Here is a 21,888-nt window from a genome sequence, read left to right as displayed (position 1 = left end):
ACGAAAAAGATGCCAATCTATTAGGTTTAACAATTAAGCGCCCAAAATATATTCTAAGTTGCCTTCAATTTCATCATTGATGTAACTTTCTTCCAAAAGAGAATCAGACAATAATTTTTTGTTTTCCTGCAGTTTGATGATTTTCTCTTCAACCGTGTTTTTCGAAATAAATCGAATTACGTTTACTTTATTCAACTGCCCAATTCTGTGTGCACGTGCAACACCTTGCTTTTCTGCGAAAGGATTCCACCAAGGATCCAGAAATAATACATAAGACGCTTTCGTAATATTCAAACCAACTCCACCGGCTTTTAATGAAATGAAAAATAGCAGCGGATTTTCTTTTTCTTGAAACATCTTCACTTGCTGTTCTCTTTTATCTGCTGGCGTTTCACCAGTTATTTCACAATATTCAATTTTGTTTTCCTTGCACCAATCGGTATAGAAATTCAAATTGGTTACAAACGAACTGAAAATGATTACTTTTTGTTTTGCTTTTACTAAGTTTTCTAGATAATTGGTAACGGCAATAAATTTTCCAGAATCAATTTCAGATTCCTGATCGACCATTTTTGGGTGATTACTCAATTGGCGCAATTTCATCAAAGTATTAATAATGCTGATTTTATCAGGAGAACCATCTGTTTTAAGTAAGAAATTACGAGCTTTAGATTTTTCTTTCTCGTATAATTTTTCCTGTTCAGGATCCATATCACAATAATAAATCTGCTCTGTTAATTCTGGCAAATCTTTTAAAACCTGTTCTTTGGTTCGTCGCAAAATATAAGGTTGGATAAGATTTTTTAATTCTGCTAAAACTTCTTCATTTTGCTTTTTCTCAATCGGATTTTTGAAATTCTCCATGAAGAAAGCATAACTGCCTAAAATCTCTGGATTGATAAACTGCATTTGTGACCATAAATCGTCAAGCGAATTTTCGATCGGTGTTCCACTTAAGGCAATTTTATGTCCGGTGCTGATTTTATTTATGGCTTTAAAAATCTTAGAATTTTTGTTTTTGATATATTGGCTTTCGTCCAAAATCAGATAACGGAAATCGTATTTTTCTAAAATAGAAATATCTCTGTGGATGATGCTGTAACTAGTAAAGATCAAATCGGTTGAATTAATTCTACTTGCTAAAGCTTTTCTGTCATTACCCACATATTGCATTTTCGAAAAGTGTGGCGTGAATTTTCCAGCTTCATTAAACCAGTTAAAAACCAACGAAGAAGGCAAAACAATTAAAGCTTTTAGTGGTTCTCTTTCGATAGTGGTTTCGTTAGAAAATAAATCAAAATTGGTCGTTTTAGTAGTAAAACCTAATTGTTCTTGCACAGAAACAAGAACAGACAAAGTTTGTAACGTTTTTCCAAGTCCCATATCATCGGCCAAACAAGCTCCCATGTTAGAATTGAAGTGTCCTAAAAGCCATTTCACACCGTCAACTTGATACGGTCGCAGAGTTGCTTTTATCAAATCTGAACCTGTAAATTCAGCTTGGTGAATTTGATCTAAATCATTGTCAATTTCTGAAATTCCGTCTAAAGCAGTAAAATTGCTTTTTCTCAACAGCAAAACACCATTTTCTGTTTTCGCTAATTTCGCCAAAGAGCCATATTTGCTAAACCATTCCAGCGGAATCAAGAAATAGTTTCCGTCAGGTAATGAAAAAAGTCTTTCTTTGCTTTTTATGTTTGGAATAATTTCGCTGAAATTGATTTTATAGTTTCCAACTGTGATAATAATTTTAATATCAAACCAATCTCCGGTCGTTTCTTTTGAAGCAGAAATGGTATGGCTTTCGGTTATGATTTCTTTACTTTCCAGTTTTAGATTTTCAATAGTAAAACCTAAATCTTTCAGCTTTTCTTTGTGGTCAATAATCAATTGAATGTTGATGTAAGGATCTGAATTTTCAGCCTCAGAATTTAATCCAAACAATTCATTTTTGATTTTTTCTAAACCAATTTCTGCTAGTTTTTCAACGTATAAATTTTCATCAGCGCTTCGCTTGAACTGAATGATTCGAGGTTCATTGGCTACGCTGAAATCAACAAAAGAATGTGTTTTTTTCGTTTTACTTCCATCAAAAACATATCCGTTATAATCAAAATAAAGATTAAGATAATAACAGTTTTTAAAGAAATCGAAAACAGGCTGAATCGAACAAGAAGCGATTTGGTCACGAAGTTCAATTTCAAAACCATTGGCTTCAATATCAATTTTTTTAGCTATTTCTGGAATGAAATTCTTAAAATAATCATCAACCAATTTTGAAGGAATTTCGATTGACTTTTTCTTTAAAAACGGAGTAAGTTTCTTGCCGTTTAATTCTTTTAATTGTCCTAGTTTTTTATTGACAATCAGCCAGCCTGGTTCATCAGAAAGAATAACCGCTTTATTGTCCATTGGCAAAAATGTAGTTTCATTTTCTTTTAAAGAAAGGGTGTAGGTGATTCCTTCTGAATGTTTGTCAAATTGAATCTGTGGTTCAAAATCCAAAGGATCAATGCTAACTCTCGAACGATAAAAATCCTTTTCTGGGCCTAAATCAATAGATAGCGGGTATTGCTCTTTTACGATTAAGCTGTAAAACGGACTTAAATTGAGTTTTAAATGCTGGCGAATAGCAAATTCAATTTTAGAGTCTTTTTGAAGATCGGCAATTGTTTTTGCTGATTTTACTTTTGCACTGAATTTTTTGAATATAAATTCAGGTTTCAAAGATTCGCAGATGGTGAGAATTTTTTTTGAATTTGGGTCGAGATTTTCATAATCAATACCAAAACTTTCGAGCACGCCTTTGGTTGCTTTTTTGTCTAGATATTTGATTTCGCTGGTGTTTTCGACAATATACGCTGTTGGGATATAGGCATTCAGATTTTTTTCAAAACTGATGTCAAAACAGAACTGAAAGGATTTTGTAGGTTGCAAAATATTGGGATTTGGTTAGGCTTATAATTTAGGTTTTGGGCAAAAAACAAAAGGAGTTTTCAAATTATTGCTATTTTGAAAACTCCTTTTAAATGAACTTATATTACTTATCTGGTGAAAAAAATTAGTTTTCCTGTTTAAAGCAAAGCGGAATAATTTCTCCTTTTGCCAAACAGTATTTTTCAACCAATTCTGGTGCAATTTTATTGGTATAATCTTCTTCGATAACAATAAAACCAATGCTTCTTAATTTATCGAAATAATCGCGTCCGTAAACACGAACGTGATCGTATTGTCCAAAGATTTTAGCTCGTTCTTTTTGATCTGTAATCGAATCGTCTGCAAAAGTAACTTCGCGAGATAAATCTTGAGGAATCTGCAAAATCGCCATTCCGCCTGGTTTTAAAACTCGATATAATTCCTGCATCGCTTTAGTATCGTCTGGAATATGTTCTAAAACGTGATTGCATAAAATAACGTCATATTCATTGTCCTTGAAAGGCAGATTACAGATATCTGCTTTTACATCTGCCAAGGGTGAAAGTAAATCGGTTGTGGTATAATCCAGATTTTTCTGCTTGCGGAATCTTTTGTAAAAAGCTTGTTCCGGAGCAAAGTGCAATACTTTTTTAGGCGCTGTAAAAAAATCAGTCTGATCGTTTAAATACAGCCAAAGCAAACGGTGTCTTTCTAAAGAAAGCGTGCTTGGCGAAAGCACATTGTTACGCTGTTTTCCGTATCCGTAAGGTAAAAACGATTTAAAGCTTTTTCCATCAATAGGATCTGTAAATTTATCTCCTCTTAATGAGAAAGCTAAAATTGGACGCGCCACATAACTCAAACGAATTAATAATGGACGCGGGATTGTATTAAGTACTAATTTAAAAAGTTTCTTCACTGTTAATTAAATTTGAACACGAATTTCACAAATTGACACGGATTAACGTATCGGTGAAATTTCACGAACATTTGATTTGGGTTTAAAGTATTATTCTTTTGTATTTTAAGCTATCTTCTCCAAAATTGACCAATAAGCCTAATTTGTTTTTTGAGGCAGCTAAATAATTTAATGTTTGCTTTATTTCACTTGTGGATAATTCCGCAATTGCTTTAAGCTCTAAAATAATTTCATCAAAAATGACAAAATCTGCAAAGTAGTAACTAGGCAATATAATGTCTTTATAAGTGATATTATATCTTAATTCTCGATTGTATGGAATTTTGTTTCGTTGAAATTCATATTCTAAAGCATCGCCGTAAACCTTTTCACTATGTCCTTTCCCTAAAATTTTATGGACTTCCATACAAATTCCAATAATTTTATAGGATTCCTCTTTTAAATACAAATCACTCATTTTCATTCTTTCATTTCAGTGAAATTTCGACAAAATATTATTTCGTGTTAATTTGTGAAATTCGTGTTATAATACAAGAGGCACTTGTCTGAATTCGTCTTCTTCGTTGCTTTCGATTCCTAGAGCTTTGTAGATGTATTGGAAAGTAGATAATAATTCTGGTTTTCCGTCAACTAAAGCTACATCGTGCTCAAAGTGTGCGCTAGGTTTTCCGTCGGCAGTTAAGATTGTCCAGCCATCTTTCAATTGTTTGATGTTTCTGGTTCCCATGTTGATCATTGGTTCGATTGCTACCACCATTCCTTCAACAAAAAGTTTTCCGCGTCCGCGTTTTCCGTAGTTTGGCATTTCCGGTTCTTCGTGCATTTTTTGCCCGACACCATGTCCGACCAATTCGCGAACAACTCCGTAACCGTGAGCTTCTGTATATTTTTGAATCGCGTTTCCAACATCTTCTACGCGATTTCCTGCTTTAAATTCTCTAATTCCAACATACAGAGATTCCTTAGTTACTTGTAGAAGTTTTTTCACTTCTGGAGCAACTTCTCCAATTTCGAAACTGTAAGCATGATCTCCGTGGAAACCATTTTTAAAAGCGCCACAGTCAACCGAAATAACATCACCATTTTTTAGAGGAATATTATTAGGAATACCATGAACAACTTGAGCATTTGGGCTCATGCAAAGCGAGTTCGGGAAATCGTACAATCCAAGGAAACTTGGAACTGCGCCGTGATCACGAATAAATTCTTCCGCTAGTTTGTCAAGATATAATGTAGTTACTCCTTCTTTAATTTCAGAAGCAATCATTCCTAATGTTTTTGATACGATTAAAGCACTTTCGCGCATTAATTCGATTTCCTCTCTAGTTTTCTGGATAATCATATTTTTCCCATTTTCAGTTGGCAAAAGTACAATTTTTATCTCATTTTTTATGTAAAATTTTTTCGTCACGAATTCACGAATTATTGCAAATCTAAATTGGTGAAATTTAATTTTACCAATTTAGATTTTAAATGTAAAAAGAGAAATTCGTGAATTCGTGGCTATCAAAACAATCGATCGAGGCAAAGTGTTTGAGAAAAAAGCCATAAATTAGTAGATGTAAACGCTTATAATTATGGAAACTATTACAGATAGAGATATAGCTAAAGTAAAGGCCCTTAAGAAAATGAAAGGAAATGCTTTAGGGCTTTTGGGTATTGCAGTGCTTTTGTTTTTAATTGCGATTTATTTTAAAATTCCGATACTGCAAGCTTTTAGCGAAGCGGCTATGGTGGGCGGAATTGCCGATTGGTTTGCTGTTGTGGCACTTTTTCGCCATCCTATGGGAATTCCGATTTGGCATACGGCAATTATTCCGACCAAGAAAAACGAAATAGGGGAGAATTTGGGGAATTTTGTGTCTGAGGAATTTTTAGACCGCGAAAAAATGGAGATTAAATTGGACGAATTCAATTTTGCAGTAAAAGCTTCAGATTGGATTTCGCAGGAAGAAAATGCCAATAAAATTGCCAATGTTGTTGCGGTAAATATCATTCCTGGAATTTTAAGAACTATTAAAGACGAAGATGTCAAACGATTTATTCAGGTTCAGTTTAAGGAAAAAATTGAAGCGATAAATTTTGGCGATTGGGTAGCTTTGGCATTAGAGCCTTTGCAGAAAGGAGATTTAAAAAATCAAATGCTGACAAATCTTCTCGAAGTGATGAGCAACGAGCTGACTAGCAATAAAGATTTAATTAGGCAAAAAGTAAAAGCTTCAACCCCACTATTAAGTTTTGGGTTAGCAGATAAAAGCATTACAGAAGGTGTTTTTAACGGACTCCAAGACTTTTTAAATGAAGCTAAAAAACCAGAAAGCGCCGTGCGTTTAAAAATTGACGAATACATTTTCAACTTCTTAGAAAAAGTAAAAAACTCGGAAGAAATGAGAATTAAAATCAATGATATTATTTTGGGTTTTGTTGGAAAGAAAGAAGTTCAAGATTACATCAACGGAATTTGGGATGAAATAAAATTATCCATCACAAACGATTTGAACAAAGGCGACAATTCTTCTATTAAAAATAGTATTGCTGGATTGATTCAGACTTTTGGTAACGGAATCAAAGAAGATCCAATCATGATTGATAAGATTAATAATTTTATTAAAAATGATTTGTTGTCGGTTCTTTTAAATAACAAAAAAGTAATCGGAGATTTGATCTCTTCAACTGTAAAAAGTTGGGACGGAAAAGAGGTTTCGGAAAAATTAGAATTAGAAATCGGAAAAGATCTTCAATACATTAGAATCAACGGAACATTAGTTGGTGGAATTATTGGGCTAGTGATTTATGGAGTCGAGCAATTGTATCATTTGCTTTTGGTTTAGAAAAAAGAATCTCGCAAAGTCGGAAAGGCGCAAAGTTTATAAATTTCTTTGCGACTTCGCGTCTTTGCGAGATTTTTAAGTTCTGTTTAAATGAACTTATATTACTTATATGGTGTAAATATTACAAAAGCGAATGACAAGTCATTGCATTTGGCTGCTGAACTCCCATTAATTCTAAAATTGTTGGAGCAATATCGCCTAAAACACCATCTTGAATACTTTTCAGCTGTTTATCAACTAAAATAATCGGCACTGGGTTTGTTGTGTGAGCCGTGTTTGGAGATCCATCAGGATTAATCATGGTTTCGCAGTTTCCGTGATCTGCAATTACGATTGTTGTATAATCGTTAGCAAGCGCTGCGTCGATTACTTTTTTCGCGCAAGCGTCAACTGCTTCACAAGCTTTAATTGCAGCTTCCATAATTCCAGTGTGACCAACCATGTCTCCGTTTGCAAAGTTTAAGCAAACGAAATCAACTTCACCTTTGTTTAATTCAGGAACAAGAGCATCTGCCAATTCGTAAGCGCTCATTTCTGGCTTTAAATCGTAAGTGGCTACTTTTGGAGAATTTCTCAAGATTCTAGTTTCACCTTCAAAAGGAGTCTCTCTTCCACCAGAGAAGAAGAATGTTACGTGCGGATATTTCTCCGTTTCGGCAATTCTGATTTGTTTTTTACCCGCTTTTTCCAAAACTTCACCTAGAGTTTCTGTAATATTATCTTTGTTGTAAACCACTTTTACGTTTTGGTACGTTTCGTCGTAGTTTGTCAATGTTACATAATATAGGTTTAGTTTGTGCATGTTTTGCTCGTGGAAATCTTGCTGAGAAAGTGCTTCAGTAAGTTCACGGCCTCTGTCTGTTCTAAAGTTAAAGAAAATGACAACATCTCCTTCAACAATTGTAGCAAGAGGTTTTTGATTTTCGTCAACAATAACAACAGGTTCGATAAACTCGTCTGTTACATCTTTTGCATAACTGTCCAAAACACTTGCAACAGGGTTTTTAGAAGGAGTTCCAACTCCATTCACTACAAGATCGTAAGCTAATTTTACACGCTCCCAACGTTTGTCACGGTCCATTGCATAGTAACGGCCAATGATAGAAGCAATTTTTACCGGAGTGTCTTTAATATAATCTTCTAAATCGTGAATATATTTCCCTCCAGATTTAGGGTCAACATCACGTCCGTCTGTAAACGCGTGAATATAAACCTGATCTAAACCGTATTCTTGAGAAGCATCGATTAATCCGCGAAGGTGTGAAGTATGTGAGTGAACACCACCATCTGAAACCAATCCTAAAAAGTGTACTTTTTTATTGTTGTCTTTAGCATAAGTAAAAGCATCAATCAAAACCTGCTCTTTTGCTAAAGTTTTGTGTTCTACAGCTAAATTTATTTTGGCTAAATCTTGGTATACAATTCTTCCTGCACCAAGATTCATGTGTCCAACCTCGCTATTTCCCATTTGGCCTTCTGGCAAACCAACATTTAATCCGTCGGTTCTAAGTTGTGCGCTAGGATAATTTTTGTATAGACTGTTTATAAAAGGAACATTTGCATTGTCTATTGCAGATACTTTAGGGTCAGGAGATTTTCCCCAACCATCTAAAATCATAAGGATAACTTTTTTGTTCATTACTTTTTGTTTTCTACAAAGATAAGTCATTTCTAAAATAGGCAAGAAGGCTTTGTTACATTTATGTTTAATAAAATGAAGGCAGAGAAAAAATATTAATTTAATTGCAGAAGTCTTTATTTTTTAAAATTAATTCAGACTAAGCTCTTTTTCTGACTTTGTTTTTGACGGCATTATTGCCAATAAAGTATTCAGAATTATGGAAGATGAGTTTTAAGATGCTTCAATATAGAAGATATTCGATCGATTACATTCTGCATTTAATGATTTAAGTTTCAAGATTTTCATTTTGTTTTTCTTTTTTTAAGAAAATGGACTGAAACATTAAGAATGTTACGGTGAGATAAAATCTTACAGAAAAAGCAATATTATGTTAATAATGTTAAAGTTTAAGCAAAAAAGGCCTGAAAATCAGACTTGTATTTTGCAAGGCGTGATTTTTTTATATTTTTGCGATACCCAAATTTTTGTTTAACCTAAAGAAATTCAATGATTTACAAAATTTATCCTTTATTTGTGTTTTTGCTATTGTCTTTTGGAAAAGATTCAAAAAACACTGCCGAACTTCAGAAAAATGCCACTGTAAAGACAATTGCTAAAGTTGAGAAGGTTACAGTAGATTCTAAAATCGAGAGCGTTTATAACTCATTAAATTCAAACAATTTTAAAATGCCAGAACTTAAAACTTTTTCGGAAGCTTTAAAAGGATTTTATTTGTTGAAAGAAAAAGGAGTGATCAAGAAAAATATTCTAACACTAATTGATTTTAGTTTATCATCAAACACGAAACGTTTGTGGGTGATAGATTTAACTAGCAATACCATTTTGTTTAATTCGCTTGTAGCGCACGGAAGAAATACTGGAGAAGAATTTGCTTCAGCATTTTCAAATCTTAATTCATCATTTAAAAGTAGTTTAGGATTTTATGCTACTGGCGAAATCTATCAAGGAAAGCACGGTGCTTCTTTGCGTTTGGATGGTTTAGAAAATGGCGTAAATGACAATGCTCGCGAAAGAGGCGTGGTAATGCATGGCGCAGATTACGTATCTGAATCTTTCATCAGAGACCATAAAAGATTAGGCAGAAGCCAAGGCTGTCCTGCAGTTCCAGTTGAATTGACAAATGAAATTATTCAATTAATAAAAGACAAATCGTGTTTATATATCTATCATCCGTCAAGAAGTTTCGAGATGGAGGAGAGGCTAATTTCTTAATTGCGCATATAAATCCGAATCTAAATCATAAATATCAGCTCTAAAAATGAGCTGATTTTTTTTGCTCCAAGCTGTCCAATACCATTGGTATAAAGCATACTTTTTGGTTATTTTAAAACTCATAGTGGTTTTGCTTGCAATAATGGTGTCGATTCTGTCTTGAGGCCAGTTTCCGTCAACATCCAATATATGCTGGGCAAGTTCTAGTGGGTTTTCAACACGCACACAACCAGAACTCATCGAGCGGTTGTTGCGCCCAAAGATATTTCGATGATTGGTATCGTGAAGATAAACACTATGGTGATTTGGAAACAAAATTTTCATTAATCCCAACGAATTGTCATAACCTGGACTCTGAACATAACGATAATTGTTCGGTTTGTTTTCGTTCCATGCCATTGGCGAGACTACCTTTCCAGCGGTGTCATAGATGGTAATGTTTTTATTGGCAAGATAATTTCGGTTTCTTTTCATTGCGGGAACTACATCTTCTTTGAGAATAGTTGGAGGAACAGTCCAAGTCGGATTAAAAACAACTGTTTTTAAAAAAGAAGTAATAATAGGCGTTCTTCTTTTGCTTGTTCCAACCACAATATTTCTAACCAAAGTAGTGTCTTGACTCTCTACAACATTTAAACTGTAATCGGGAATATTAATAATAAAATAGTTTTCGGCTAATTCTGACGGATACCATCTCCATCGCTCCAAATTGGCAATAATTTGTTTCTTTCTGTCTTCTTTAGAATAGTTTAAAGCGCGGATAGTTCCAACTCCAATAACTCCGTCTGCGGCTAAGCCATGCCTTTCTTGAAATCTCTTTACCGATTCAAAAGTTTTTGTATCATATATCGTTGTAAGACTATCTTTTCCGGTCATATCATTCCAATACAAAAGCCTTTTTTTGATGTTTATTAAAGCAGGGTTTGTATCGTTTAAAACAATTTTCTCAACAGATTCAATCGTTTTTACATGGTCATCTGGAAAAGTATTTATGATTTCAAGCGCTTTTAGCAGCTCTCTGTAGGTTTGTGTTTTGGGCTGAATGTTTTCTATAATGCTATCTAATTTATTTTTATTGAAACCTTTAATTAAAATAGAATTAGCGTCAAATGGTTTCTCTTCCAGATCCCAATTGGTATACAATTTTTTAGGATCTAGCTTGCCTTTGTAAATATGGCTGAGATATTTTTCAAAATTATAAGTCAGTAAAATATCGTAAGCTGCCAAATCTTTATCGCTAAGCGAGGCCACTTTGCGTTCCAATTTTTTTAGCTCAGATATTTTGTAATCCTCTGGATTTAAGCCTAGTTCGGCTGATTTTTCTAATTGCGATAAAACAAAAGTTCTTTTTTTAAGATTTCCCCATACCGTCTGATTTTCAGAAGCGGCGTAAAATTGTTTTAAAGTTTCGCTTTTAAAAGTTCCTATAATAGCGGTATCTATCTCAACTTTTCTTCCATCGGTAAGTATAATCGCTGGAACCTTTTTTTTGATAATAGGTTTAGGTTTAGGGTCTTCTTTTTTACAGCCCACTAAAAGGCATAGTACTACTAAAAAGTAGAGTTTTTTCATTTTATAATTTTTTAAACATCAAATAATGTTCGCCAACATCTTTAATATCAAATGCTTCGCCTACTGGCTGGTAGTTCATTTTTTGATAAAAACCAACAGCGGCTGTTCTGGCATTGAACCAAATCAAATCGACTTGATTTTCATCGCAATAGGTTTCACAATGTTTTACCAAAGCCTCTCCAAATCCCTTTTTTTGATGGGTTTCTAAAACAGCCATTCCTCGAATTTGCGCTTGATTTTGTGCCGCAAATATAGGATTGATTTTTTCGAATAACGAAATAATTCCTGTTAAATTTTCATTTTCAAATAACCCAAAATGATGAGTAGTTTCCAAATCATCGCCTTCAAACACGCAAGTTTCTATAGGTTTTCCTTTTCTTAAAACAGGTTGGCGAACAGGATAAGTCTCTTTGGATGTAATTTCTCTAATTGTAATCATGATTTTTTTTAAAAATATTGCATTTATAACTTTTTAATTTTAAATCAGTTATAAATAATTGTTGTTTTTTATTAAATTTTTTTGCCGAAAAGCTTGTTTTTAACTGAACTTTCTTTCTATCTTTGCCGAACCAATGCGAAAGTAGCTCAGTTGGTAGAGCTCCAGCCTTCCAAGCTGGTTGTCGCGAGTTCGAGCCTCGTCTTTCGCTCTAGAAAACAAACTTTTTAGTTTTGTTTTTGTGAAAATAAAATTTTTGATTTTTATTTGTTTTAAAAATTAAATTTTTTAAATTTGCACCCGGTTAATGCGAAAGTAGCTCAGTTGGTAGAGCTCCAGCCTTCCAAGCTGGTTGTCGCGAGTTCGAGCCTCGTCTTTCGCTCTTCAAAAGCCTCAAACAAATGTTTGAGGCTTTTTTGTTTTTATTCGGTTTTTTTGCCATATAAGTGATATAAGAAATTATCAGTTTTTTTGAGCTTAGTTTTAAATGAACTTATATTACTTATATGGTTTAAAATAAAATTATTTCAGATGGCTTAAGTCGCTTTCTGTTTCTAGCTCTGTCGGAATTTCGTTTTGTTTAAATAAACGAGCGGTCAAATCTCCTTTCAAAGTAATTTTTTCGCCCTTTACTTCTAGCCAACTTCCTTCTCTTAAGCCTAAAACCGGAATAGAATTGAATGCGTGAAATTCTTTAATTCTCGTTTCGCGAGTTTCTCCCATGTGTTTAGATTGTAAATCGGCATCTAAATAATGCGGATTTAAGTTGAATGGAATTATTCCTAAAGTTTGAAAACTAGGCGGGTAGATAATAGGCATGTCGTTTGTAGTTTGCATTGACAAACCGCAAATATTGCTTCCTGCGCTTGATCCAAGGTAAGGAGTGCCGTTTTTTACTGTTTCAGAAAGCAACTGCATGATGTTGTTTTTGTAAAGCTGCGTAACAAGCAAAAAAGTATTGCCTCCGCCTGTAAAAATTCCTTCAGCATTTTTTACTGCATCCTGTGCATTTTCAAATTCGTGAATTCCTTTCACTTCAATGTTTATGGTTGCAAAAGCTTCTGACGCTTTTTTAGTGTACTCGTCATGCGAAATACCGCCAGGACGGGCATAAGGTATGAATAAGATGGTTTTACAGTTTTTAAAATGTGTTTTTAAAGTAGGTAAAAGATATTCTAAGTAGTTGCCTCCGTGTAATGTAGAAGTGCTTGCAATAATTACGCTTTTCATGATTTTTTAAACTCAAATTTTGGTTGTTAAAGATATTAAAAACTCTGTTTTTGTCTAAGTTTTTGCTGTTTTAATTAACATATATTTACCAAGTCGTTAATATTAAATTTGGACCGACTTGAGATATTTTTACCGTTTTAAGAATATTTTTAATTGATTTTATTTTGTTTCAGAAAATTACTTGCTTTTTAATTATTGTAGCGGGACAAGCTTGCTGGTCTCAAACTCAAGATCGTTCTGTTTTTAATGGTAAAGTAGTTTCCAATACTTCAGATTTGGAAGGCATTCATGTCATTAATGCGCAAACAGAAGAAACGGTAACAACAGATGCATCTGGATCTTTCTCAATCTCTGCAAAAGCAGATGATATTCTGGTTTTTTCTTCGATAAGTTTTAAAGAAAAAAGAATTTTATTGAAACAAGAAGATTTTTCGAATCTTAATTTTACGGTCAACCTTACTATGATTATGTATCAATTGCAAGAAGTGATAGTAAAGCGGTACGATAATATTAATGCTGAAAGTTTGGGCATAATTCCGATGGGACAAAAGAAATATACTTCGGCAGAACGTAAATTACAGACAGCTACTGCGCTAAATGCTACAGCAAATGGCGGAACGATGGCTGGAGGTTCTGTTTCAGCAGATCCGTTACTGAATTTTTTCTCAGGCAGAACGGCTATGCTTAAGAAAGAAGTTGCAGTTGAGAAAAAGGAATTTTTTATGCGTCTTCTGGAAAATATGTTTAGCCTAGATCATTTTACTGACCGATTGAAAATTCCAGCAGATTATGTAAAGGGTTTTGAATATTATGCTATTGAGAATGATAAGTTTACCGTGATTTTGAATTCTAAAAATAAAACTTCTACAGAGTTTCTTTTAGGAGAATTGGCTGTAAAGTATAAAGAAATGATTGCTGGTGAGAGTAAGTAGGGTCATATCAATTTTTGTTTTTCTTTTTGCTGTTCAAATTGGTTTTGGACAAAAAAATGATTTTAAACTTTTGACAGGAAAGGTGCAGGAGCAATCTTCTTCGGTTGAAGGAGTGAATATTATAAATAATGCTACTCAAGCAACTGCAGTTTCAGATCCTGATGGTAATTTTTCGATTGCTGTGCGAGAAGGTGACGTTTTGGTTTTTTCGGCTGTAAATTTAGATCCTGTTAAACTTAGAATAACTCCAGAGCATTTGGCCAATAATTCTTTAGTTGTAAAAATGACAGCCAAAGAAGTTGAATTAAAGGAAGTAATTGTCAATGAAAATGCCAATATAACAGCTGAAAATTTAGGGATAATTCCGTACGGACAAAAAAAATATACGCCCGCAGAACGGAAGATTTATACCGCTACTTCAACGTCTGTTGACAAGCTGTTAAATAAAATTTCAGGACGAACTGCGATGCTAAAAAAAGAAGCGAATGTAGAGAAAAAGGAAATTCTTTTTAGAAAGCTGGAGTATCTTTTTGAAGAGAACTATTATACCGATAGATTGAAAATTCCGGTAGATGATATAAAAGGATTTCAATTATTTTGTGTAGATGATGCTGATTTTGCTGTATCTTTGAATACTAAAAACAAAACAATGAGTATGTTTTTAATCACAGATCTAGCAAGAAAATATCTAACAATTCTCGAAAATGAAAAATAAATTAGGAATACTCGTTGTCTGCTTATTTTGTCAGTTTGTATTAGGGCAAAACGGTTTCAGGAAGCCATTACACGGTCAGGTTATAAATGATTTTTTAGCCATCGAAAGTGGTTATGTAATGAATATTAATGCTAATGTGAGAACATTTATTGGTTCTGGCGGATTGTTTGATATTGTTGCGCAACCCAAAGATACGCTGCTGTTTTCAGGCCTGTCGTTTCAATCCAAAAAAATAGTTTTAACCGAAAAAGATTGTGCTGAAATTCTTTTAAAAGTAAAATTAGATTTGGTTAATAACCAGCTTAAAGAAGTTGTGGTTCATAAGGATTTAAAGGTAAAATCGCTTCAGGGAGGTTCTCAGAAATATGTAGATATGCAATTTGAAGACGATAATCAGTCTACCGCAAAAAATACGGCAATGCTATCTGATCAGACCATAAAATATGGAACTGATTTTGTTAGAATCTTTAAAGATGTCAAAAAGCTTTTGAGTAAGAAAGATGAGGTAAAAGAAGAAGAAGTTACCGATATTGCTTTTGTAGAATATGCAAAAGACAATTTTACAAAAGATTTTTATTCTAAAACGCTTAATCTAAAAGATGATGAGTTAGAGCTTTTTCTAATGTATTGCTCAAACGATCCTCGCTCTAAACAATTGGTAGATCCAGATCAGAAGTTTCAGTTAATGGACTTTATGATCAATAAAAATAAAGATTTTAAGAAGGCTGAGACTGCTCAAAAATGAAAAAAAAGTTAGTTTTCCCTTTGCTGGGAGTTTTGTTTGTATTGTCTTCAGCATTTGCTTTTCATAAATTTTATGTTGGTGTTTTTCAGGTAAATTATGCTGCAGAAAAGAAAATGCTGCAAATTACTTCCCGCATTTTTATTGATGATTTGAATAATGCAATGGAGAAAAAGTATCACAAAAAAACTTTTGTAGGTACTAGCAAAGAAACTCCAGCGGATGTTGAATTACTGAAAAAATACTTGTCTGAGCATTTTTTAATTAAAGTCAATGGACAGTCAAAAGCGATAACTTTTTTGTCTAAAGAAGTCGAAGCTGATGATGTTTTGGTTTGCTATTCCCGAATTAAGGATGTTGATAAATTCAAAACGCTTGAAATTTCAAATACAATTTTGGTAGATTGGAACTCAGAACAGCAAAACATTACACATATTTCAGCGTATGATACAAAAAGAAGTGTCCTTTTTACAGAATCTTCAAGGAAAGAATTGTTAAAATATTAATGTATTTGTAAAATTAATGTTTTAATTACTATTTTCACAGCCTAAAGAAATTACCATTAAATTTTTATGAAAAAACTTTCATTATTATTACTTTTTCCTGCAATGTTAGTAGCGCAGGATAAAGCAACAACCACACCTACTAGACAACAGGGAAAGTACGACACGAATAAGTTTAGCCAAATGTACGATTTGCTGGCAACGCCAAATATGTTTCGTACAGCTTCTGGAGCTCCAGGGCCAGCTTATTACCAACAGCAAGCCGATTACAAAATTGATGTTGAATTGGATGATAAGAATTCAAAATTAAGCGGATCTGAAACGATTACCTATACCAATAATTCGCCAGACATTCTGGAATATTTATGGGTACAATTAGATCAAAATCAGGCTAGAGCAAATACGCAGACTTCATTGGCAGAAAGTGATAAAATCAGTCAGGTTTTGCCGCTTGATGGTTTTTCTTCTAAATATTTGAAAAAAGATTTAGAGCGCGGCTTTAATATTGAACAAGTTAAAGATGCTAAAGGAAGCCCAATGTCTTATACGATCAACGAAACCATGATGCGTATTAATTTGACGTCACCTTTAAAACCGGGAGAAAAAATTTCTTTCTCAATCAAATGGTGGTATAATATCAATAACTACAGAAAAGAAGGCGGTCGCTCAGGATATGAATTTTTTGAAAAAGACGGCAATAAATTATATGTAATAGCACAATTCTATCCAAGAATGGCGGTTTACAATGATGTTGAAGGATGGCAAAATATGCAATTCTGGGGAAGCGGAGAGTTTGCTCTTCCTTTCGGAAACTTCGACGTAAACATTACAGTTCCTGCAGATCACGTGATTGATGCAACAGGAGAATTAATGAATAGAAGCGAAGTATTTACTGCTGAACAAGTAAAAAGATATGAGCAAGCACAGAAATCATTTGATAAACCTGTGGTTATTGTAACGCAAGCAGAAGCAGAAGCAGCAGAAAAAGGATTTTCTGAAAAGAAAAAAACTTGGAAATTCAGTGCTAAAAATGTTCGTGATTTCGGAATTGCTTCTTCTAGAAAATTCATTTACGATGCAATGGCAGTAAAAATTGGAAACAGAACCGTTATGGCAGAATCTGTTTATCCAAAAGAATCTAACCCGCTTTGGGGAGAAACTTCTACAATGGTTGTGGCTCATACTTTAAAAAGCTATTCTTCACATACGTTTGATTACCCTTATCCAAAAGCGGTTTCAGTTTCAGCAGAAGATCAAGGAATGGAATACCCAATGATTTGTTGGAATTATGGTCGTCCAGATGAAAACGGAGTGACAAGCAAAGAAGTGAAAAACGGAATGATTGGTGTTATTATCCACGAAGTTGGGCATACTTTCTTTCCAATGATTGTGAATTCAGATGAGCGCCAATGGACTTGGATGGATGAAGGTTTAAATTCATTTTTAGAATATTTAGCAGAGCAGGAATTAGATTCTAATTTTCCTTCAAGAAGAGGGCCTGCAAAAAATATTGTTCCTTACATGAGTGGCGATCAAAAGTTTTTAGAGCCAATTATGTCAAACTCTGAAACTATTCACCAATTTGGAAATAATGCTTACGGAAAACCAGCTACAGGTCTTAATATTTTGAGAGAAGTAGTTATGGGAAGAGAATTATTTGACCACGCATTCAGAACGTATGCAAACAGATGGAAGTTTAAGCACCCAACTCCAGAGGATTTCTTTAGGACTATGGAAGATGCTTCTGCAGTAGATTTAGATTGGTTCTGGAGAGGATGGTTCTATTCAACAGATTTTGTAGATATCGGAATTAAAGATGTAAAACAATATTATGTTTCAGACACTCCAACTACAGATATTAAAGATGTTAAAGTAAGAAAAGGGCGTTTTGGATACGAGAAAGGACCTTTTGTTTATTTAGTTGCAGGAGATAATGCAGAAGTAAGCGATTCTAAGAAAAAAGCTTTAAAAGTAGAAGATTTTAAAACTTTGGCAGATTATGTGGATCAGACTTTTACTGCTGAAGAAAAAGCAAGCATTAAATCTCCTAAATATTTCTACGAAGTAGAATTTAATAAACCAGGCGGAATGATTATGCCTGTCTTAGTTGAGATTACTTACGAAGACGGTTCTAAAGATAATTACAAATACCCAGCGCAAATCTGGAGAAAAGGTAATGATACTGCTAGAAAAGTTTACGCTACTACAAAAGCAATTAAGAGCATTCAAGTTGACCCACAATTGCTAACAGCAGATATTGATGTAACCAATAACTCTTGGCCAAAAGTGGAAACAAAGTCAAAATTTGACTAAATAAAATACAAACAAGAATGAAAAGTTCATCAGGTTTAAAAGCTTGATGGACTTTTTTCTTTTTAGGAAGTGTGTTTTAAAGGACTTTTTAAGTTAATTTTAAAACTCTAACTTGAAAAGTTTAATATCTTTGCGAGAACAAAAATAAAAGTTATGTTTGGTATAGGAGGAGGAGAATTGGTTTTCATACTGTTTATAGTACTAATGCTTTTTGGTTCTGATAAAGTGCCTGAAATTGCTCGTACAATGGGGAAAGCCATGGCTCAATTAAAAAATGCAACGAATGATATTAAAAGCGAAATTCAAAAAGGAGCAGAGGCAAATGGCCTTGATGCAAAAGCTTTGAATGATATTACCGGAAATATCAATGCAGAAATTAATAATGCAAAATCAAATTTACTTGGAGATACAGGAAATCTTTTAGGAGATACTGCAACTGAAATCGAAAAAGTGAAAGAAGATATTAACACTCTATCAGGACCTATTAAACGCCAAATGTAATGCTCGAAAAAATACAGGAATTAGATAAAAATCTTTTAATCTTTCTTAACGGATTAGGTTCTGAAACATACGATAAATTATGGCTTATCATTACCAATCAGTTGTATTGGACGCCATTTTTCTTATTTCTATTCTACCTTATTTATAAAAAAATAGGAGGAAAACAAACCCTGTATTTACTGCTTTTTATAGCAGTTCTAATTGCTTTTACAGATCAGACTTGCAACTTATTCAAACATACTTTCCAGCGTTTGCGCCCTTGTAATGATCCAGAGGTTAACTCCATTATTAGAGTGGTTCAGGTGAGACAATCTTTTAGTTTTTTCTCTGGACATGCTGCAAATACTATGGCGGTGGCAACTTTCTTGTACTTAGTTTTAAAGCGCCACTTCAAATATTTAGGTTTTTTATTTCTATGGCCTTTAATTTTTGCTTATAGCCGTATTTACTTAGGATTGCATTTTCCTGGCGATATTCTAGCTGGATATTTCTTTGGAGCACTTTTCGGATCACTTCTTTATTTAGTATATCGAAAATTGAAACCACAATATTTTCCGGGATAGCTTTTTTTTAAAAGATGCTAAGGTTCTGAGATACTAAGGTGCTAAGTTTTTGAACTGAATTAAAATATATTTTGAGTTGTCTCCAGCTTTAGCTGGAGATATAATATTGACATAAAAAAAAGGCTTTAGCCAAAAATACAAATGAGTATTTGGCTAAAGCCTTTTTTTATTAAAGAAAAAAACTTAGCATCTCAGAACCTTAGTAGCTTAGAACCTAAAAAAAAACTAATTGAGAATTGTTTTTTCACTCCATTCCAATCCATTTGGAAGCTGTTGTTTACTAAATTCAATATGAATGACTCTTCTGCGTTCGTTGTTTGTGGTTTTGTTAGATGCATGAAATAATAAAGGCTTCATGATCATGATGCCACCTTTTTCAACTTCGCAAATTGTTTCTTTTTCGTTTTCAAAATCGAGATTTTCAATTCTCAAAATTCCTTTTGAATGCGAGTTGTTGATAACCTTTAAAGCACCATTGTCTTTTGTTGTGTGGTCAATATGAATTCTTATTGTGAAATTGTTTTCTAATATTTCTGTCGGTGGCTGTACTGCAAATTGATTTTGTTTTACCGTCCAATTTTCAAAATTTTCAGCTTCAATTTTCTGATCAACAGAAATCGTTAAATCCTGATGATAAGCTACGAACCAATTCGATTTTTCTGGCTTATCAAAATAAATGGACTTCGTTATAAAAAATCCCTCTCCAAAAGTAGATTTTATGATTTCCTGCAATTTTTTATTGAAAATTAGCGGAAGAGTCTCCGGAACTTCTTTGTGAAACTGTCTAATAGCAAATAGGTCTTGTGATTTTCTGAAAGTCGCATTTTCTTCATTGCTTGCTGTTTTGTTTTCGATCAATGAAATTATATTTTCAATTTCATTTTCTGTAAAAACATTATTTATTATTGAAAATCCTTCTGAATCTATCTGGTGTAAATGAGTCATTTTAATTGCTTTTAAACATAAAAAAACTTAGAATCTTAGAGACTTAGCAGCTTAGAAACTTATAATCTAAAGCACTCTCGAAACCGTCAATCCATCACGAATTGGCAATAAAACCGTTTCTACTCTCGGATCGTCTTTTAAAAGCTGATTGTATTCTAAAAGTACTTTTGTGCTTATATCATTTGGGTGAACTGGTTCTAGAATTTTTCCGCTCCATAAAACGTTATCCGATAAAATGATGCCACCTTTATTCATTTTTGGAACAATCATTTCCCAATAATTCAAGTAGTTTTCTTTATCGGCATCAATAAAAACCAAATCAAATTTTAAATCTAAATCCGGGATGATGTTTACCGCTTCGCCTAAATGCTGAAAAATTTGTTTTCCCCAAGGAGACATATCAAAATATTTTCTTTGAAAGTCAACTAATTCTTCTTTGATATCAATCGTGTGCAATTGTCCATTTTCCTGCATTCCTTCACATAAACATAGCGCTGCATAACCGGTATAAGTTCCGATTTCGAGGATGTTTACAGGACGAATCAATTTTGAAAGCATGCTTAAAACACGGCCTTGAAAATGACCGCTCAGCATTCTTGGCAGAAGTATTTTTTGATAAGTTTCTTTATTAAGTTTCGCCAGCAATTCTGGTTCTTTCTCAGAGTGCTGTTCGATATAATCTTCTAATTCTTGCGATATAAAATGCATGTTGTAGTATCTTGTAATTAATCGCAAAAATACAAAAATATACACTTAGTATTGGGCATAAAAAAACCATTCGATTTACGAATGGTTTCTGTTTCGGATTTAAATGAAATTTATTTTTTCAAAGCTTCATTTACATCTTTAGCTGTTTTTACAGTTCCGTCTTTAGCTGCTTTAGCCGCATTTTCTACTTTTTCCGCACCTTTTTTAGCTGCTTTTTCAACATCATCTGCTGCTTTTTTAGTTGCGTCTTTTACATCGTTTGCCGCTTTTTCTGTAGCATCTTTTGCTTTTGTAGCTGTAGTTTCGGCTTTGCTTACTGCGCTATCTTTTACTTCTTTGATATCTGTTGTTAGAGAATCAACTTTGTTTCCAAGGGTTAATTCGTCTTCTGCAGGTTTGTTTTCTTTTTTCTCGCATGATTGAACAGCAAATGCTAATAAAGCGATAACAGCTAAGCTTAAAATTTGTTTTTTCATAATTTCAATTTTTTTTAGGTTGATAAAACTTAAAGGTTAAATGGCTGAAAAATAAAATTACAAATTTTAAAATGATTGAGCTCTTTGTAAGATTATTTTTTTCTTTTGAGAGCAAAACAATTCTTGTGCCAAATTTTTAATTTTTTGTGTCTGCCGCAGAATTTTTTTTGTGCTAAAAATTAGTTTTTATACAAACTGAAATTAATTACAATATCATCTTTAACCTTAATCAATCCGGCCATTTTTACTGGAGCTTCCAATTCAATATCAGAGAATTTTAAATTTAGTGTTCCTTGAATTTTATCGTCTGTATTGTATAAAATGAAATCCTTGTATTTTAGGGTTTTATCTGTGATGTAAAAGTTGAGTCTGCATTTGTAATTTTTTCCGATAGGTTTTATGTCGCTGATAGAAACCGTACTATTCGGAAATTTTTTAACCTTTACGGTGCCCTGTAAATCTTTGGTCATGATTTTGTTGCCACAATCAAAGTTTGACATTTTGATGTCGGTATTAAACGTGTTTTTTTTAACTGAATTTACAAAGACAGTGTCTTTTATGGCAAATGTATTAGAGCAATTGTATTTGCCTACAGTTGATAGGCCTGTGATTTCTATTTTTATTTTATTTATTACCACAGCCGTATCTTCTGCAAAAAAAGTGGGTTTAGCACTTCCTAGTAAAAAGAACATTGCTAAACCCATAATTAAGATTGAAAATCTTGTTTTCATT

At 33.4% G+C, this 21,888-nt stretch carries 21 protein-coding genes and 2 tRNA genes; 11 read left to right on the top strand and 12 right to left on the bottom strand.

Annotated elements, in window-relative coordinates:
• Positions 1–33: 33 nt before the first annotated feature.
• The 4 genes from J7574_RS21950 to map form a co-directional block, all read right to left on the bottom strand.
• On the bottom strand, positions 34–2,937 hold the full coding sequence (locus J7574_RS21950) for a DEAD/DEAH box helicase (RefSeq protein WP_290973988.1): 2,904 nt from the start codon (positions 2,935–2,937) through the stop codon (positions 34–36).
• Positions 2,938–3,061: 124 nt separating this feature from the next.
• On the bottom strand, positions 3,062–3,835 hold the full coding sequence (locus J7574_RS21945; protein WP_223709632.1) for a class I SAM-dependent methyltransferase: 774 nt from the start codon (positions 3,833–3,835) through the stop codon (positions 3,062–3,064).
• Between the two features lie 82 nt (positions 3,836–3,917).
• Positions 3,918–4,292 (bottom strand): GxxExxY protein, encoded by a 375-nt coding sequence (locus tag J7574_RS21940; protein ID WP_290974294.1) that lies wholly within the window; start codon positions 4,290–4,292, stop codon positions 3,918–3,920.
• A gap of 66 nt (positions 4,293–4,358) precedes the next feature.
• Complete coding sequence (gene map / locus J7574_RS21935; RefSeq protein ID WP_290973981.1) at positions 4,359–5,177, bottom strand: type I methionyl aminopeptidase; 819 nt, start codon at positions 5,175–5,177, stop codon at positions 4,359–4,361.
• Positions 5,178–5,412: 235 nt separating this feature from the next.
• Here map and J7574_RS21930 point away from each other — a divergent pair, with 235 nt between their 5' ends.
• Positions 5,413–6,666, top strand: a complete 1,254-nt coding sequence (locus tag J7574_RS21930) for a DUF445 domain-containing protein (RefSeq protein ID WP_290973978.1) — start codon at positions 5,413–5,415, stop codon at positions 6,664–6,666.
• A 121-nt stretch (positions 6,667–6,787) separates the two neighbouring features.
• Here the strand turns inward: J7574_RS21930 and gpmI are convergent, their stop codons facing one another.
• Entirely contained in the window at positions 6,788–8,305 is a 1,518-nt protein-coding gene (gene gpmI / locus J7574_RS21925; protein WP_290973976.1) for a 2,3-bisphosphoglycerate-independent phosphoglycerate mutase, read from the bottom strand.
• A gap of 489 nt (positions 8,306–8,794) precedes the next feature.
• Here gpmI and J7574_RS21920 point away from each other — a divergent pair, with 489 nt between their 5' ends.
• Positions 8,795–9,520, top strand: a complete 726-nt coding sequence (locus tag J7574_RS21920; RefSeq protein WP_290973973.1) for a murein L,D-transpeptidase catalytic domain family protein — start codon at positions 8,795–8,797, stop codon at positions 9,518–9,520.
• Here J7574_RS21920 and J7574_RS21915 read toward each other — a convergent pair.
• Positions 9,509–11,092 (bottom strand): L,D-transpeptidase family protein, encoded by a 1,584-nt coding sequence (locus tag J7574_RS21915; protein ID WP_290973968.1) that lies wholly within the window; start codon positions 11,090–11,092, stop codon positions 9,509–9,511. The two genes, J7574_RS21920 and J7574_RS21915, sit on opposite strands and share 12 nt — an antisense overlap.
• Position 11,093: 1 nt before the next feature.
• Positions 11,094–11,531, bottom strand: a complete 438-nt coding sequence (locus tag J7574_RS21910) for a GNAT family N-acetyltransferase (protein ID WP_290973965.1) — start codon at positions 11,529–11,531, stop codon at positions 11,094–11,096.
• 135 nt (positions 11,532–11,666) lie between these two features.
• On the opposite strand from J7574_RS21910, the gene J7574_RS21905 reads away from it, so the two are divergent.
• Positions 11,667–11,739 (top strand) — tRNA-Gly (locus J7574_RS21905).
• Between the two features lie 98 nt (positions 11,740–11,837).
• A tRNA-Gly gene (locus J7574_RS21900) sits at positions 11,838–11,910 on the top strand.
• A 140-nt stretch (positions 11,911–12,050) separates the two neighbouring features.
• On the opposite strand, the gene pepE is transcribed toward J7574_RS21900, so the two are convergent.
• Positions 12,051–12,758, bottom strand: a complete 708-nt coding sequence (gene pepE, locus J7574_RS21895; protein ID WP_290973963.1) for a dipeptidase PepE — start codon at positions 12,756–12,758, stop codon at positions 12,051–12,053.
• 164 nt (positions 12,759–12,922) lie between these two features.
• On the opposite strand from pepE, the gene J7574_RS21890 reads away from it, so the two are divergent.
• The 7 genes from J7574_RS21890 to J7574_RS21860 all read left to right on the top strand — a co-directional run bounded on the left by J7574_RS21890 (position 12,923) and on the right by J7574_RS21860 (position 19,027).
• Entirely contained in the window at positions 12,923–13,690 is a 768-nt protein-coding gene (locus tag J7574_RS21890) for a carboxypeptidase-like regulatory domain-containing protein (protein WP_290973960.1), read from the top strand.
• Complete coding sequence (locus J7574_RS21885) at positions 13,677–14,405, top strand: carboxypeptidase-like regulatory domain-containing protein (protein WP_290973957.1); 729 nt, start codon at positions 13,677–13,679, stop codon at positions 14,403–14,405. The genes J7574_RS21890 and J7574_RS21885 overlap by 14 nt, the downstream gene beginning before the upstream one ends.
• Positions 14,395–15,150, top strand: coding sequence for a hypothetical protein (locus J7574_RS21880; RefSeq protein ID WP_290973954.1), 756 nt, complete (start codon positions 14,395–14,397; stop codon positions 15,148–15,150). The genes J7574_RS21885 and J7574_RS21880 overlap by 11 nt, the downstream gene beginning before the upstream one ends.
• Positions 15,147–15,653: a DUF6702 family protein gene (locus J7574_RS21875; protein WP_290973951.1), complete on the top strand. Its 507-nt coding sequence runs from the start codon at positions 15,147–15,149 to the stop codon at positions 15,651–15,653. The genes J7574_RS21880 and J7574_RS21875 overlap by 4 nt, the downstream gene beginning before the upstream one ends.
• A gap of 66 nt (positions 15,654–15,719) precedes the next feature.
• Positions 15,720–17,963 (top strand): M1 family metallopeptidase, encoded by a 2,244-nt coding sequence (locus J7574_RS21870; RefSeq protein WP_290973949.1) that lies wholly within the window; start codon positions 15,720–15,722, stop codon positions 17,961–17,963.
• 153 nt (positions 17,964–18,116) lie between these two features.
• Entirely contained in the window at positions 18,117–18,464 is a 348-nt protein-coding gene (locus J7574_RS21865) for a twin-arginine translocase TatA/TatE family subunit (RefSeq protein ID WP_290973947.1), read from the top strand.
• Positions 18,464–19,027: a phosphatase PAP2 family protein gene (locus tag J7574_RS21860; RefSeq protein WP_290973944.1), complete on the top strand. Its 564-nt coding sequence runs from the start codon at positions 18,464–18,466 to the stop codon at positions 19,025–19,027. The genes J7574_RS21865 and J7574_RS21860 overlap by 1 nt, the downstream gene beginning before the upstream one ends.
• A gap of 225 nt (positions 19,028–19,252) precedes the next feature.
• Here the strand turns inward: J7574_RS21860 and J7574_RS21855 are convergent, their stop codons facing one another.
• The 4 genes from J7574_RS21855 to J7574_RS21840 all read right to left on the bottom strand — a co-directional run bounded on the left by J7574_RS21855 (position 19,253) and on the right by J7574_RS21840 (position 21,887).
• A complete protein-coding gene (locus J7574_RS21855) occupies positions 19,253–19,972 on the bottom strand; it encodes a phytanoyl-CoA dioxygenase family protein (protein WP_290973941.1) in 720 nt (239 codons plus the stop codon).
• A gap of 66 nt (positions 19,973–20,038) precedes the next feature.
• Positions 20,039–20,680 carry an O-methyltransferase gene (locus tag J7574_RS21850; protein WP_290973938.1) on the bottom strand — a complete coding sequence of 214 codons (642 nt, stop codon included), beginning with the start codon at positions 20,678–20,680 and terminating at the stop codon, positions 20,039–20,041.
• 110 nt (positions 20,681–20,790) lie between these two features.
• Positions 20,791–21,156, bottom strand: coding sequence for a hypothetical protein (locus J7574_RS21845; RefSeq protein ID WP_290973935.1), 366 nt, complete (start codon positions 21,154–21,156; stop codon positions 20,791–20,793).
• 179 nt (positions 21,157–21,335) lie between these two features.
• Positions 21,336–21,887 carry a hypothetical protein gene (locus tag J7574_RS21840; RefSeq protein WP_290973932.1) on the bottom strand — a complete coding sequence of 184 codons (552 nt, stop codon included), beginning with the start codon at positions 21,885–21,887 and terminating at the stop codon, positions 21,336–21,338.
• Position 21,888 lies beyond the last annotated feature (1 nt).

It is taken from the genome of Flavobacterium sp. (assembly GCF_017744675.1).
GTDB lineage: Bacteria > Bacteroidota > Bacteroidia > Flavobacteriales > Flavobacteriaceae > Flavobacterium.
The sequence above is the reverse complement of the archived record's forward strand: the minus strand, read 5'-3'. Positions and strand labels throughout refer to the sequence as shown.

Bases quoted from the DNA above. Each gene is read 5' to 3' on its own strand.
- J7574_RS21940 (WP_290974294.1), bottom strand. From the start codon at position 4,292: ATGAGTGATTTGTATTTAAAAGAGGAATCCTATAAAATTATTGGAATT.
- map (WP_290973981.1), bottom strand. From the start codon at position 5,177: ATGATTATCCAGAAAACTAGAGAGGAAATCGAATTAATGCGCGAAAGT.
- J7574_RS21930 (WP_290973978.1), top strand. From the start codon at position 5,413: ATGGAAACTATTACAGATAGAGATATAGCTAAAGTAAAGGCCCTTAAG.
- gpmI (WP_290973976.1), bottom strand. From the start codon at position 8,305: ATGAACAAAAAAGTTATCCTTATGATTTTAGATGGTTGGGGAAAATCT.
- J7574_RS21920 (WP_290973973.1), top strand. From the start codon at position 8,795: ATGATTTACAAAATTTATCCTTTATTTGTGTTTTTGCTATTGTCTTTT.
- J7574_RS21915 (WP_290973968.1), bottom strand. From the start codon at position 11,092: ATGAAAAAACTCTACTTTTTAGTAGTACTATGCCTTTTAGTGGGCTGT.
- J7574_RS21910 (WP_290973965.1), bottom strand. From the start codon at position 11,531: ATGATTACAATTAGAGAAATTACATCCAAAGAGACTTATCCTGTTCGC.
- pepE (WP_290973963.1), bottom strand. From the start codon at position 12,758: ATGAAAAGCGTAATTATTGCAAGCACTTCTACATTACACGGAGGCAAC.
- J7574_RS21880 (WP_290973954.1), top strand. From the start codon at position 14,395: ATGAAAAATAAATTAGGAATACTCGTTGTCTGCTTATTTTGTCAGTTT.
- J7574_RS21875 (WP_290973951.1), top strand. From the start codon at position 15,147: ATGAAAAAAAAGTTAGTTTTCCCTTTGCTGGGAGTTTTGTTTGTATTG.
- J7574_RS21870 (WP_290973949.1), top strand. From the start codon at position 15,720: ATGAAAAAACTTTCATTATTATTACTTTTTCCTGCAATGTTAGTAGCG.
- J7574_RS21865 (WP_290973947.1), top strand. From the start codon at position 18,117: ATGTTTGGTATAGGAGGAGGAGAATTGGTTTTCATACTGTTTATAGTA.
- J7574_RS21860 (WP_290973944.1), top strand. From the start codon at position 18,464: ATGCTCGAAAAAATACAGGAATTAGATAAAAATCTTTTAATCTTTCTT.
- J7574_RS21855 (WP_290973941.1), bottom strand. From the start codon at position 19,972: ATGACTCATTTACACCAGATAGATTCAGAAGGATTTTCAATAATAAAT.
- J7574_RS21850 (WP_290973938.1), bottom strand. From the start codon at position 20,680: ATGCATTTTATATCGCAAGAATTAGAAGATTATATCGAACAGCACTCT.
- J7574_RS21845 (WP_290973935.1), bottom strand. From the start codon at position 21,156: ATGAAAAAACAAATTTTAAGCTTAGCTGTTATCGCTTTATTAGCATTT.
- J7574_RS21840 (WP_290973932.1), bottom strand. From the start codon at position 21,887: ATGAAAACAAGATTTTCAATCTTAATTATGGGTTTAGCAATGTTCTTT.